12 protein-coding genes are annotated in these 13386 nt (G+C 63.8%); 1 reads left to right on the top strand and 11 read right to left on the bottom strand.

Going from position 1 to position 13386, the window contains the following annotated elements; genetic code table 11:
• Nucleotides 1-28: 28 nt before the first annotated feature.
• Complete coding sequence (locus AC1D1L_RS30440) at nt 29-1039, bottom strand: phosphotransferase enzyme family protein (protein ID WP_477345058.1); 1011 nt, start codon at nt 1037-1039, stop codon at nt 29-31.
• Nucleotides 1040-1156: 117 nt separating this feature from the next.
• Nucleotides 1157-2440: a class-III pyridoxal-phosphate-dependent aminotransferase gene (locus AC1D1L_RS30435; protein ID WP_477345057.1), complete on the bottom strand. Its 1284-nt coding sequence runs from the start codon at nt 2438-2440 to the stop codon at nt 1157-1159.
• 101 nt (nt 2441-2541) lie between these two features.
• On the opposite strand from AC1D1L_RS30435, the gene AC1D1L_RS30430 reads away from it, so the two are divergent.
• The gene (locus AC1D1L_RS30430) at nt 2542-3303 is read left to right on the top strand and encodes an SDR family NAD(P)-dependent oxidoreductase (RefSeq protein ID WP_477345056.1); all 762 of its coding nucleotides are present in this window, start codon (nt 2542-2544) and stop codon (nt 3301-3303) included.
• Nucleotides 3304-3837: 534 nt separating this feature from the next.
• Here AC1D1L_RS30430 and AC1D1L_RS30425 read toward each other — a convergent pair.
• The 9 genes from AC1D1L_RS30425 to AC1D1L_RS30385 all read right to left on the bottom strand — a co-directional run bounded on the left by AC1D1L_RS30425 (nt 3838) and on the right by AC1D1L_RS30385 (nt 13341).
• Complete coding sequence (locus AC1D1L_RS30425) at nt 3838-4347, bottom strand: flavin reductase family protein (protein WP_477345055.1); 510 nt, start codon at nt 4345-4347, stop codon at nt 3838-3840.
• 27 nt (nt 4348-4374) lie between these two features.
• A complete protein-coding gene (locus tag AC1D1L_RS30420) occupies nt 4375-5805 on the bottom strand; it encodes an FAD/NAD(P)-binding protein (protein WP_477345054.1) in 1431 nt (476 codons plus the stop codon).
• On the bottom strand, nt 5802-6977 hold the full coding sequence (gene ssuD, locus AC1D1L_RS30415; protein WP_477345053.1) for an FMNH2-dependent alkanesulfonate monooxygenase: 1176 nt from the start codon (nt 6975-6977) through the stop codon (nt 5802-5804). The genes AC1D1L_RS30420 and ssuD overlap by 4 nt, the downstream gene beginning before the upstream one ends.
• A 33-nt stretch (nt 6978-7010) precedes the next feature.
• Nucleotides 7011-8258, bottom strand: a complete 1248-nt coding sequence (locus tag AC1D1L_RS30410) for an SfnB family sulfur acquisition oxidoreductase (protein ID WP_477345051.1) — start codon at nt 8256-8258, stop codon at nt 7011-7013.
• The gene (locus tag AC1D1L_RS30405) at nt 8255-9046 is read right to left on the bottom strand and encodes an ABC transporter ATP-binding protein (RefSeq protein WP_477345050.1); all 792 of its coding nucleotides are present in this window, start codon (nt 9044-9046) and stop codon (nt 8255-8257) included. The genes AC1D1L_RS30410 and AC1D1L_RS30405 overlap by 4 nt, the downstream gene beginning before the upstream one ends.
• 65 nt (nt 9047-9111) lie before the next feature.
• Nucleotides 9112-10443, bottom strand: a complete 1332-nt coding sequence (locus AC1D1L_RS30400; RefSeq protein WP_477345049.1) for an ABC transporter substrate-binding protein — start codon at nt 10441-10443, stop codon at nt 9112-9114.
• A gap of 50 nt (nt 10444-10493) precedes the next feature.
• Nucleotides 10494-11474, bottom strand: a complete 981-nt coding sequence (locus AC1D1L_RS30395) for a branched-chain amino acid ABC transporter permease (RefSeq protein ID WP_477345048.1) — start codon at nt 11472-11474, stop codon at nt 10494-10496.
• A gap of 71 nt (nt 11475-11545) precedes the next feature.
• On the bottom strand, nt 11546-12442 hold the full coding sequence (locus tag AC1D1L_RS30390) for a branched-chain amino acid ABC transporter permease (RefSeq protein WP_477345047.1): 897 nt from the start codon (nt 12440-12442) through the stop codon (nt 11546-11548).
• Nucleotides 12442-13341 (bottom strand): ABC transporter ATP-binding protein, encoded by a 900-nt coding sequence (locus AC1D1L_RS30385; RefSeq protein WP_477345046.1) that lies wholly within the window; start codon nt 13339-13341, stop codon nt 12442-12444. The genes AC1D1L_RS30390 and AC1D1L_RS30385 overlap by 1 nt, the downstream gene beginning before the upstream one ends.
• Nucleotides 13342-13386: the final 45 nt, after the last annotated feature.

The following is a 13386-nucleotide window of genomic DNA, read 5'->3' as shown; positions in this document are numbered from 1 at the left end:
AAGGAAGATCGCGCGCGGCTGTGCGGAACTAGGAAAACTTGCTCAGATAGGCCTCGCACAGCCCGACCGTTCCCTCGGTATAGGGCAGGCCCATCGACCTGGCGAGGTCCGTCTCCGCGTGCGAGCCGATCCACGCGACCAAGAGCAGACGGCGCAGCATCACAAAGGTCGGGATCTCGTCCTCGTCCGCCTTGGGCAGGTCAAGCACGCGGCGATAGCCGGTCGTCCACGACTGGATAAGATCGGCAGCCTGCGGTTCATGCTCGTAGAAAGAGATGGGCGTCGCGGCGTCATACATATACCAGCCAAAGCCGCAGTCGTCGAAGTCGATGACCTTCACTGTCTTGCCGTCGATCAAAAGGTTGGCGAGCCGCAGATCGCAATGGATGAGGCCGAAGCGGTCATGGCCCTTGCCGAAGGCAGCGAGCCTGCGGCCGATCAGCTCCGCGGTGCTGCCAAAGAGCTTGGCTTTCGCTGCGTCGACGCCCATGCCGTCACGCCAGCGCCCCCAATGCGGGTTTTCCTCGCCGAGGCTCGTCTCGAAATCCCACACGTGGCGGCTGAACCACGAAGGGCGCCGCCACTGCCGGGCATGGATGTGCATGCGGGCCGTGACCTCGCCCAGCACCTCGAAAGGTTCCGCGAGCGCCTCGCCTATGCCCGGCTCCGAACCGGTCTCCCATTGCGACAACACGACATGGCGGGGATGCGCCAGTCTGGCATGGCCGACAAGCTGGATTTGCTCACCGTCCCTCCCCGCCACCGGCACGGGTGTGGGGACGATCCCGGTCTGGCGCAGATCGGCCAGCCAGGCCAGTTCAGATTGGATAGCCGTCCTTGAATGGTAGCCCTCGCGATGGATGCGGAGCGCCCACCGCCGGCCGTCGCGAGCCGCAATCTTGTAGGTCGCATTCTCCGACAGGTTGATCATCTCGACAGAAACGTCCGCCGGCAGATCGTAGTTGGCGGTGGCCGCCTCCGCCGTCTCCTGCAAGATGCCGAGTTGCTGGTCGTGCGTGAGTGCGTCGAAATCCGTCACTGTCCGCCCTGCCCTATCATTGCACCCTTGTCCCCTGTCAGAATCCGCGCGATCACGGCAAGCCCGGCCGCCAGCTCGAACCGGACGCCTGGCAGTTTCAACCAGGTTCGGGACATGTCAACTCGCCTTGCCTGCCTGATGCAGCAACTCTCGGGCGCGCGGCATTGCCGCGTCGAAGCGATCCATGATGTCCCGGCAGGTTTCTGGATCCAGCAGCACGCCGGGCTTCCACTGCAGCACCCGCTTGTCGAGCGACGAGAAGATCGCCCAGACGCCCTGCTCGTAGAGTGCACGCGACGCGAAGACGGCGCCCTCCGGGTGATTGCTGAATTCCAGACCGAGGATCACGCCCTTCTGCCGCACCCCGGTGAAGATATCGCCGTGACGAGCCAGCATCTCGCGCATGGCCTGTGCCATGAACTCAGTCACGGTGCCGACATTGGCCACCAGTTCGGGCCGCTGCAGCATCTCGATGACCTTGTGGCCAACGACACAGCCGAGCTCGGCCCCGCCGGTGGTCGAGATGTGGGCCGCACCATCCTCGTTGAGCCAGCCGCCGGCCTTGTCGTTCACTAGCGCCGCGCTGATCGGATAGAGGCCGCCGGACAGGCCCTTTGCCGTCACCATGATGTCCGGCTGGACGCCATAGGCCTGCCAGCCCCACATGCTGCCGGTCCGCATCAGGCCGGTCTGGACCTCGTCGGCGATGTACATCGCGCCATGCTTTTCGCACAGCGCCTTGCAGGCGTTGAGATAGCCGTCCTTCGGCATCGGGAAGCCGTAGGTGGCGGGGATCGTCTCCATGATCAGTGCCGCTACGTCTTCAACCTCGAGCGCCTGCGCCATGGCGTCGATATCGTTGAAGGGCACCTGGATGAACGTCTCCGGCTGGTCGGAGAGAAAGATCTTGGTGAAGCGATCGTCGCCGGTCGCTACCGCGAGCCCTGAATGTCCGTGATAACCTTTGATGATCGACACGATCTTGCGCCGCTTGGTAGCATAGCGAGCGCTCTTGATGGCGATGTCCACCGCCTCCGCGCCGCCCGGCGCGAAGATCGCGTATTTCATGCCGGGCGAGACATTGATGAGGGATTCGGCCAGCGCCGTTCGCGCCACGGAAGGGAACCAGTGGTTGCCGATGTCGAAATAGTCGAGCGCGCTCTTTAGCGTCTCGACCAGCTCCGGATTGCGGTGACCGAGATTGTAGGTGCCGCCATTGAGATGCAGGTCGATCAGGCGGCGCCCCGACATGTCGTAGAGGAAATAACCCTCCCGCCTGCCGATCACCAGATCGATCCCGGCCTTCTGCCAGAACCTGGTCTTGTCAGGATTCCAGAAACGCATTGCCTTGTCGAAAAAATCCTGCTTCGACTCGAACTCGAAGGGGCCGAAGTCGTACATGCCTGTCTTGTCCTCAAGGTTGATCCGCGCGCACCGGAGCGGCCGAGGCTCGCCCGCCGGATGATGCAGGATTACAAGCCGGCGAGAAAGGGTGAAGAGGGATGATCCTGAAGGACAGGACCGCGATCGTCACCGGCGCGGGATCCGGCATCGGCAGGGCTGCGGCGCTGATCATCGCGCGCGAGGGTGCAGTGGTCGGCGTGGCGGATCGTAGCACCGACGGCGCCAACGCGACTGTCGAACAGATTCTTGCCGCAGGTGGCCGGGCAAAGGCACTTGTGTTCGACCTGACCGACGATCAGGCGCTTGAAGCCGGCTTTCACGATTTCATCCACATTCAGGGCAGGATCGACATCCTGCACAATCATGCCGGCGTACAGGTCGAAGGCGACGTGCTCGGTGTGAGCGTGAAAGGCTTCGACACCTCCTGGACGCTCAATGTGCGGGCTCACTTCCTCGGTGCCCGCATCGTGATGCCGTTCATGAAGAAGGCAGGCCGCGGCGTCATCCTCAACACATCGTCGAGCTCCGGCGTGCTCTATGACCGCGAGATGATCGCCTATACGACGACCAAGCACGCGGTGATCGCGATGACCAGGCAGATGGCCGGCGACTATGGCCGCTTCGGCATTCGCGTCAACGCGCTTTGCCCGGGCTGGGTGGACACGCCCTTCAATGCTCCTTTCATCGCCCAGATGGGAGGCCGAGAAGCCATCGAAGCCTACATCCGCGAAAGGGTGCCGCTTGGCCGTTGGGCAAGCGTCGAGGAAATCGCGGAGGCAGTGCTGTTTCTGGTGTCTGACCGCTCCTCGTATATGACGGGCCAGATTCTGGTTGTCGATGGAGGAGAAACGGTGATCTAGCCGTTAGCCTTCAAGAAGAGGCTGTCAATTCGGACCGGGCTAGAATCTTTGATTTCATTGACTTTTTCGTGAGCCAAAACTGAAGCCCTCGCTTCCCGTACCGTTCCGCCGAGGCCGAACAAGCGAACTCAGTGACCCCATATTGTAGTAGCCGAATGCTGGCGATCACCTTGAAGAGATCGACACTGGAGCCGTCAAAAAACTACGCTATTGCTTTTAAAGGGAAAATTGCCACAAAAAAAATTCTGAGGTTTCGCCAACTATCGGGACCAATCGGACGAATTTTGCACTTTTGAGTCTCGACCAAGCGTCGTCTGCCGTCTCGAAAAGTACCGTCAACCACAGCAATTAGGGCATTATTTCATTGCAAAATCAATGATCATGGTGAGCCCGGAGAGCGTGTTAAGGTCGTTGATTTCATTGGCTTTTTCGTGGGCCAAAATCAGAAATCTTCCCGTATGGTTCCGCGAGCCAACGGCCGCGCGTCTTCGCAAAACTCGAGGGCTTGGACTATGCCAGACTTGTGATCGCCATTCAAAGCGGACGTTGGTATGCGCCGTGGTGATAGATCAGTGCCGGACCGGGCTCTCCGCTCGCCACATGCCGGACGCTGCCGAGGATCAGCGCGTGGCTGTGGCGAATGATGGTGTCCTCGACCGTGCAGTCGACCGCGGCAAGCGCACCTTCGAGTGCCAGCGCGCCGGTTGCATGGCTGGACCAGCGCGCTCCTTCGTAACGCGCCGAACCCTTGAGGCCGCCGCGGCCAGCAAAACGATCGGCAATCGCGATCTGGTCGGCGCGCAGCACATTAACGCAGAAATGCCGATGCCGGCTGATGGCTGTCCATGTCGACGAGCTCAGATTGATGCTGACGACCATCACCTCGGGTTCGACCGACAAGGAGTGGGCCGTGGTAATCGTTGCGCCCGTCCGTTCGTCGCCAATACCTGCAGTCACCACGGAGACGGCTCCGGCCAGATGTCGCATCGCGAATTTCAGCGGGATCCGGGTTTCATCCAGGAAAATGCGTTCGGTCAGTGTCATCTGGGTAACCTCATCGTGTTTGCAGTGTCACGACGCCTTGCGACGCAACACCGTCTGGTCTCCCAACCATTGGTGAATTTCGGCAGCGATGCCCTCGGCATGCGCGGTGACCTCGGGAATTCCCATCAGCTCGCCGACGCTGCCGCGCGCCAGTGGCCCGCTGATGAAAATATTGTCGGCCGCGTGACCTGACGCGCCGACCGCGCGGCCCTGTCTGTCGGTCTCCACACCGAGGCCGGTTGGGTCAAGACGAACCAGGCCCAGATGTCCAAGGGTGGCAATCGCCGTGTTGGTTCGAAGAATATCGGCATGCGCCGGCCCGGTCGTCACGATCACGCTGTCGAACGCTTCGACGATGAGCTTGTGTTGGCGCCTTGGCCGCTGGGTGACGCGGATGCGCCCGTCGGCCTCCTCGGCCTCGACAATCGATGCGGCGCGATAAGCGAGCGTGCCCTCGGCAAGGCGGCGATCCAGCACGGCCGCTACCTGCGGCGCGATGCGGAAGCGATGCACGTCCCAGAGCGCGCGAAGATGGCGCACCACGCGTCGCTGCTCGGCAAGCGGCAAGGCCTGCCAGATCAACTGCCCCTGACGCCGGACGCCGTCGAGGACCGGATACCAGTCTTCGCCTTGTCGCGTCGCGGTCGCGATCGTTGCCCGGATGCGCCGGAGCAGCTCTGTCGCGCTGTGTGAAGGCGGGCTGGTGAAGTCGCCAAGCGGGTCGCCCTGCATCGCAGCCTGCACATGCGAGCGATAGCCATGGCGCGACAGTGCAACGATGCGGCCGCGATGACCTCTGCGATCGAGCGTGGCGATGACGTCGGCCGAGGTCAGCCCGGTGCCGACGATAAGAACATGGTCGTCGCGGCCGATCGCCTGCAGCCGTTCGAGATCGTAGGGATTGCCCACCAACCCGGCGGCGGCGGCCACGCTGCGCAGCGGCGCCGGCAGCGCCGGCAATGGATGCGTCGCCGCGATCACCACAGCATCGGCGGCAAGCGTTGCGCCATCGGACAGGACGAGCCGGTAGCCCTCGCCACTGCGCTCCACCGAAGCAACTTCGGCCCTGACATGGCGGATCGCCTTGCTCTCCAGGAACGGCTGCAGGTGGGCTTCGACATAGCGGCCGAAGATCCGGCGCTGCGGGTAGATCGCGCCGCTGGCGGCGATGGCCTGCGTATCGTCCAGAATGGCGCCGGTCTGCTCCAGCCAGTCGGAAAAATGGCCCGTATCAGCGCAGATCAGCGTCATCCTGGACGCCCGCACGTTGATGCGGTGCGAAGGATCGGCCGTGGAATAGGCCAGGCCATGGCCGAGCGCCCCGCGCGGTTCGACGACCACGATATCGGCCACACCAGTCGGCAACAGCCGCGCCAGGTGAAAGGCGGTTGCGGCGCCGGTAAAGCCGCCGCCGATGATGGCGACCGCCGGTTTGCTGGCCAAGTGGGAAGCGCTCAAGATTGGCTCGCGCGCAGCGCCGACGGGCGATGATCGCCGGCCACGGTTTCGCCGAACGGTCCCATGTTCACGGTCGTCGGCCGCGTCGAGATTTCGTGATCGAGCGGCAACAGCGGCAGCACCAGTTCGCCGAAGCGATAGGCTTCCTCCAGATGCGGATAGCCGGACAGGATGAAGGTATCGATGCCGATGCGCCGGTATTCGTCGATCCGTTCCGCCACCGTCGCCGCATCGCCGACCAAGGCGGTGCCGGCGCCGCCGCGCACCAGGCCAACGCCGGCCCACAGGTTCGGGCTGATCTCGAGCTTGTCGCGGCTGCCGCCATGCAGGCGGCTCATGCGCGACTGACCGACCGAGTCCATGCGCGCGAAAACCTTCTGCGCCTCGGCGATGGTCTGGTCGTCGAGGCGGCTGATCAGCCGGTCGGCATCGGCCCAGGCCTCGTCATTGGTTTCGCGGACGATGACATGCAATCGGATGCCGAAGCTCACGTCGCGGCCGGCCTTCTCGGCGAGGCCGCGCACATGCTCGACCTTGGCCGCGACGTCCGCCGGCGGCTCGCCCCAGGTCAGATACTTGTCGATCTGCTCGGCGGCGACCGCATTGGCCGCGTCCGACGAGCCGCCGAAATAGAGCGGCGGGTGCGGCGTCTGCACCGGCGGGAACAGCAGGCGGCCATCCTCGATGCGGAAATGCTTGCCTTCGAAGGCGACGGTTTCGCCGCGCAGCACCGCCTTGTAGATGTCGAGGAATTCCCGCGTCACCTCATAGCGCTCGTCATGGCTGAGGAAGATGCCGTCGCCCTTGTTCTCGACCGGATCGCCGCCGGTGACGACATTGATGAGCAGCCGTCCGCCCGAAATGCGGTCGAGCGTCGAGGTCATGCGCGCGGCAAGCGTCGGCGACTGCAGTCCGGGACGGACGGCAACGAGGAAGCGCAGCCGCTGCGTCAGCGGCGCCAGCGCCGACGCCACCACCCAGCTGTCCTCGCAACTGCGCCCTGTCGGCAGCAGCGCGCCATAGTAGCCGATGGCGTCGGCCGCCTTGGCCACCTGCGTGAGATAGGGCAGGTCGACCGCCCTGCCGCCCTCGGAGGTGCCGAGATAGCGGCTGTCGCCATGTGTCGGGAGAAACCACAGGGCCTTGATCCTGTCGGGGGTGGCAGTGCTCATGAATAGTCCTTTGTGACTTTACGGCGTTCCCGCTCAGCTCCAGGCGTGGAGCGGCGGGTTAACGTCGTTCAGGTAATAGTTGCCCAAGATCGCGTATTTCCAGCGCACCGGATCGTGCAGCGTGTGGGTGCGGGCATTGCGCCAGTGGCGGTCGAGATTGTGCTCGGCCAGTGTGGATCGCGTGCCGGCGAGTTCGAACAGCTTGTTGGTGGCGTTGATGGCGATCTCGGTGGTGAGGATCTTGGATTCGGCAACCGCGATCTGGGCTTCGGCGACCGTCTTCTCGTTGGGGTCGGCCACCGCACGATCGACCGCAAGGCCGGCCTTTTCCAGAACCGCCTCGGCTGCATTGGCGCGCAGGCGAAGGTCGCCGATCGCCTGGATCGTATAGGGATCCTGCCAGGCATGATCGACGCCGCTGTCGATCCACGCGCGCGACTTGGTACGCACGAAGCTGACCGTTTCGTCGATCGCTGCCTTGGCGATGCCGAGGTCGACCGCGGCCTGGATGATCTGGAAGATGGGGCCGTCGGCTGTCGGTTTGTCGTAGCCCTTGTAGCCGGGGACGAGATGCGTCTTCGGTACCTTCACATTGTCGAGCAGAACCGTGCCGGAGAGCGTCGTCTTCTGGCCGAAGCTCGACCAGTCGTCGATGACGGTCAGTCCGGGCGCGCCGCGATCGGCGATGGCATACCAGGCGCGGCCCTCGTCATCGAGCGCCACGATCGGCACCAGATGGGCGAGCAGCGCACCGCTCGAATAGAATTTCTGGCCGTTGACGACGACATGGTCGCCGGCATCGACGAACTTGGTTTCGAAGTCGGCGGCGCGCTTGGAGCCGAACTCGGAAAACGCGTTGCCGAAGCGCGTGCCGGACAGCGCCTCGGCAAAGAGCAGCTTCTTCTGCGCCTCATCCGAGACCGTGCGGATGGCGGCGACGACGCCGAGATGGTTCTGCGGGATCTGGCCGAGCGAGGGATCGGCCGCGGAGATGATGGTGATCACCTTCGACAGCGTGACATAGGAGACCTCCGGCCCGCCATAGGCCTTCGGCACATTGATCGACCACAGGCCACTCTGCGAAAACGCGTCGAGCTCTTCCTTCGGCCAGATGCGCTCGCGGTCCCGCTTCGAGGCTTCCCTGGCGAACTCGATCGCCAGTTTTTCTGCGATCACGATCGCCTCGGCATCAGTCTTGATGACATGCGCCTTGGCCGACGGGCGCTCGACCGGAGGCACGGCGACGCGCGCGTCGGACGGCTGCTTGGATTGGATGGTCATGCTGCTGTCTCCTGGGGAAAGTGTTGCAATGGGAGCGGCGCGCCGCCGAGATAGTAGGTCTTGATGTCGTCGCGCTGGCGCAGGTCTGCCGCCGACCCTTCCAGCACGCTTTTTCCGTTTTCGAGCACGGTGGCGCGGTCGGCATATTTCAGCGCCACCGCCGAATTCTGCTCGGCGACAAGGATCGAAAGACCCTCGTCCTGATTGAGCCGCTTCAAGGCGCTGAATATCTCGTCGACGATCAGCGGCGCCAGCCCCATCGATGGCTCGTCGAGCACGAAGAGTTTCGGCCGCGACATCAGCCCGCGACCGATCGCCGTCATCTGCTGTTCGCCGCCCGAAGTGAGGCCGGACCGCGTGCGCCGCTTCTCGAGAAGCCTCGGAAACAGCGCATAGACACGCTCAAGGTCGGCCTTGACGCCAACGCGCGAGGACGAGCGTCCCAACGCGCCGGTCAGAAGATTCTCCTCGACCGTCAGTGACCGGAAACAGTGCCGGCCCTCGAGAACCTGGACCAGGCCCTTGCGAACGAGGTGCGAGGGGCTTGCCCTGGAAACATCCTCGCCATCGAAAATGATCCGGCCGGCGGTGACGGAACCACGTTCGGCCGGCAGAAGATTGGATACGGCGCGCAACAGCGTCGTCTTGCCGGCGCCATTGGAGCCGAGCAGCGCGACGATCTCCCCTTTGCCGACCGTCAGGTCGACGCCGTGTAAAGCGGCGATGGCGCCGTTGTAGACGGCCTCGACGCGGCTGACCGACAGGATCGGATTTTCCGGGCTGGACATCGATAACTCCGCTGCGAAGATGGATGGCACGGCCGGCCCGTGGGCCGGCCGTGAGTTCGTCAAACTCAGTTGCTGACCACCGCATCGGCGTCTTCGGCCGTGCGGATCTTGAGGCCCTTTTCCTTGGCATAGGCCTCGGACGACTTCTCGATGATCGGGCGCAGCAGCTTCCAGTCCGGCGCGATCCAGTCGGACACGACGTTCCACTTCTTGCCGTCCCACTGCTGGAAGGTCACGTAGCCGTCACCCTCGTGATTGTCCCAGGAGACGTTGATCGAGTGGAACAGGTCCTTGGCGCCGAGCGCCTCGACGCGCGCCGGGTCGAGCTTGAGGTGTTCGAAGCCCCAGCGAACCTCATCGCCGGTCAGCGTGCGATTGCCGAACGTGGCCTGCGCAATGCGGATGGCTTCGACATTGAGGATGCCGTTGACGATGCCGAGATTGTGGTAGACCGAGCCGATGCGGCTCTTGTCCTCGAGATTGCCCTTGCCGGCGCCATAGACGGTTTTGACGATCTCCTGGACCACCGGATACTGCTCACCCGAAGCCTGGGTGGTGATGGCGGTGTAGCCCTTCGCGGCGTCGCCGGCGGGGATGACGTCTTCTTCCGAATTCGACCAGACATTGCCGATGATGTGATCGACGGGGAAGCCGGTCTTCTGCGCGGTCTTCAGCGCAACCGGGTTCATCACCCCCCAGCCGCGCAGGACGACATAGTCGGGACGCTCGCGACGGATGGTCAGCCACTGCGCCTGCTGTTCGTTGCCCGGATGCGGAACCTCGATCTGCGACAGTTCGAAGCCGTATTTCTGCGACAGCAGCTCATAGATGGGAATCGTCTCCTTGCCGTAGGGTGAGCCGTGATAGAGCACGACGATCTTCTTGCCCTTGAGCTTGTCGAGGCCGCCTTCCTTGGAGGCGATGTAGTTCACGATGCCCGACGTCTCGCTGTAGGGATTGAGCAGCAGCGGGAAGACGTAGGGGAACACGCGCCCGTCGGTGGTGTCGGTGCGGCCGTGGTTGATGGTGATCAGCGGCACCTTGTCGTCGGTGATGCGGTCGATCATGGCATAGGCGATGCCGACCGAGAGCGGGTTCCAGGCGGCGATGCCGGGATTGCTCTTCAGGCGCTCATAGACCTCGACGCCCTTCTCGACTTCGTACTGGGTTTCGCCCTCGCTCCAGGTCAGCTTGACGCCATTGACGCCGCCGTCGCGGATGTTGATCAGGTTGAGGTAGTCGATGAAGCCGCCGAAGAAGCCGGTGCCGCCGGCGGCATAGGGGCCGACGCGGTAGCTCTGCAGCGGGAAATACTGTTCGTCGGCGTGCACGGCTGTCGCGCCGAGCACGAAAGCGGTGGCGATCGCCGCTTTCTTGAGGTGACTGAAGAAGGTCATGAGTTGCGTCTCCTGAGGTTTTGGGTCCGTGAGAGAATGTCGAGCGGCGCTCAGCTGGACCTTGAGCCGATCCGTCGTTTCAGGCGGTCGAAGAGGGCCGACAGCCCGTTCGGTTCCGCGATGAGGAAAATGATGATGAGCGCGCCAAGCACGATGCGCTGGCTCATATCGAGCACGCCTGAATCGAACAGGCCGCCGAACACGAAGGCGCCGAACCGGGACAGGAAAAGCGGGAAGACGACGATGAACGCCGCCCCCAGAAAGGCGCCGCGTATCGATGCCAGCCCGCCGATGATGATGATGAACAGGATCTGGAACGAGCGGTCGAGATTGAAGCCGGCCGGCTCGACGGTGCGCAGATAGGTGAAGGCCCACAGCACGCCGGCAACGCCGATGATGAAGGACGAAATGGCGAACGCCAGCAGCTTGGTCCGCAGCACCGGCACACCGATGACGCGCGCGGCGGTTTCGTTGTCGCGCACGGCGATGAAATTGCGGCCGGTGGCGCTGTTGACCAGGCGCCAGACCAGCGCCGTCAGCACGATGACGGTGGTGACGGAAAGCAAATAGCGGCCGGTGGCGCCGTCGAGCGAAAACCCGGCAACGCCAAGGTGCGGCGCGGAAATCACCCCTGACGGATTGTCGTTGGAGAACCAGCCGAACTTGGTCAGCGCCCACTGCACGAAAAACTGGGCGGCGAGCGTCGAGACGGCGAGATAAAAGCCGCGCAGGCGCAGGCTCGGCAATCCGAAGATGACACCGATGCCAGCGGCCGAAATCCCGGCCAGGATCATGGTTGCCGCCAGCGGCAGGCCTTCGACCCGCAGATTGAAATTGTAGGCGGCGAAGGCACCCACCGCCATGAATGCCGAGGAGCCCAGCGAAAGCTGGCCGCAATAGCCGGTCAAGAGGTTGAGGCCGACCGCCGCCAGGCTGAGCGCCAGGAACGGCAGCAGGATCGCCTCGACCAGATAGCTCGAGGCATAGGCCGGGATCAGGCCGTAGGCGACAACGATCAGCACGGCCGGCAAGCGAATTTCCGTGCGAATTTCAGCCAGTCGATAGGAGCCCTTGCGGCATCGAGCGCTTGCACGGCCATCGGTCAGACCCTTTCAACGGTTTTCTGGCCAAACAGGCCGGAGGGACGCACCAGCAGCACGACCAGCGCCAGCACATAGGCAAACCAGCCTTCAATGCCGCCGCCGACGAAGGGTCCGAGATAGACCTCGGCGAGCTTTTCGCTGGCGCCGATGATCAGGCCGCCGACGATGGCGCCAAGGATGGAATCGAAGCCGCCAAGCACCAGCACCGGCAGCGCCTTCAACACGATCAGCGACAACGAGAACTGGACGCCGAGGCGCGCACCCCACAGCAGTCCGGCGACCAGCGCCACGAAGCCTGCGGCCGTCCACACCGTTCCCCAGATCCGCGGCAGCCGAAGCCCGACGGCAAGGGCCGCGAACTGGTCGTCGGCGACGGCGCGAAACGCCAGCCCGATCCGGGTCCAGTAGAAGAAGGCGCTCAAGCCAGCCACCATCGCCGCGGCAATGCCGGCCGCGAGCAGATCGAACGACGAGATCAGGATGCCGCCGACTTCGAAGGGCGTGTCGTCGATGCCGAGATCGAGCCCATGCACCTGCGTGCCCCAGATCAGCTGGGCGGCACCCTCGATGATGTAGGACAGGCCAAGCGTGGCCATGAACAGCGTCATCGGCGAGCGGTTGACCAGCGGCCTGAGCACGGTTCGCTCGATGGTAAAACCCAGCGCGACCATGACCGCGAAGGTGATCAGCAGCGCAAGCCCAAACGGGATGCCGCGTTCGACCAGGCTGACGAAGGTGAGTGCCGCGAACAGCACCATCGACCCTTGCGCGAAGTTCAGCACGCCCGACGTCTTGTAGATCAGCACGAAGCCAATGGCGACGAGCGAGTACATGACGCCTGACAGCAAGCCACCGACCAGTACCTCGATGACGAAGAGAAAATCATAGTAGCTCATCAGATGCCCTCGCCGTCTTCGCCTTCGGCGGTACCGAGATAGGCCCGGATCACGTCCGGATCGACGCGCACTTCGGCCGGCGTGCCGTCGGCGATCTTGCGGCCGTAGTCGAGCACGGCGACGCGGTCGGAGAGGCCCATGACGACGCCGATATCGTGCTCGATCAGGATGATGGTGACGCCGTGCCGGTCGCGCGCGGCGCGCACGAAGCCGGCCATCTCGGCTTTCTCGGTCGCCGTCATGCCGGCCATCGGCTCGTCGAGCAGCAGGATCTTCGGCTCGGCGACCAGCGCGCGCGCCAGTTCGACCCGCTTCTGCAAGCCGTAGGGAAGCGTCGCGACCAGACGATCGGCGATGGCCTCCAGATGCAGGAAGGCGATTGTCTGGTCGACCTTTTCGGCTATTCCCGCATCTTCGCGCCGGGCGCGTGGCAGGCCCGCAATATGTTCGACGAAGCTGGCGCGCCTGGTGTGGACGCGACCCGACGCGATGTTGTCGCGCACCGAAAGCCCGGGAAACAGCGCCAGGTTCTGGAAGGTGCGCGCGACGCCCAGACGTGCCAGCCGGCTCGCCGGCACCCGGGAGAATGACTGGCCGGCGATCGCGATCTTGCCGTGGTCGGCGTGATAGAGACCGCTGATGATGTTGATCAACGAGGATTTGCCGGCGCCGTTGGGACCGATCACGGCGCGGATCTCGCCGCTCTTGACCTCGAGATCGACATTGCTCAGCGCCGTGACGCCGCCGAAGGAAATGCCGATCCCGCCCAGGGCCAGGATCGCATCGGCCTTTGCCGACAGGCGCGCCGGGCGCGCCTCGACGGAAGCGGCGCCAGCAAGAATGCCGGAGATTTCGGGCGCACGCTCGTATATGGCGGCTCCCAGCGAAGCACCAATCATGACACGTTCCTGATTTTGATGGAGTGCTCGGCTCGCAGGCCGCGC

This window comes from Mesorhizobium sp. P2_D6 (genome assembly GCF_056404315.1).
The sequence above is the reverse complement of the archived record's forward strand: the minus strand, read 5'-3'. Positions and strand labels throughout refer to the sequence as shown.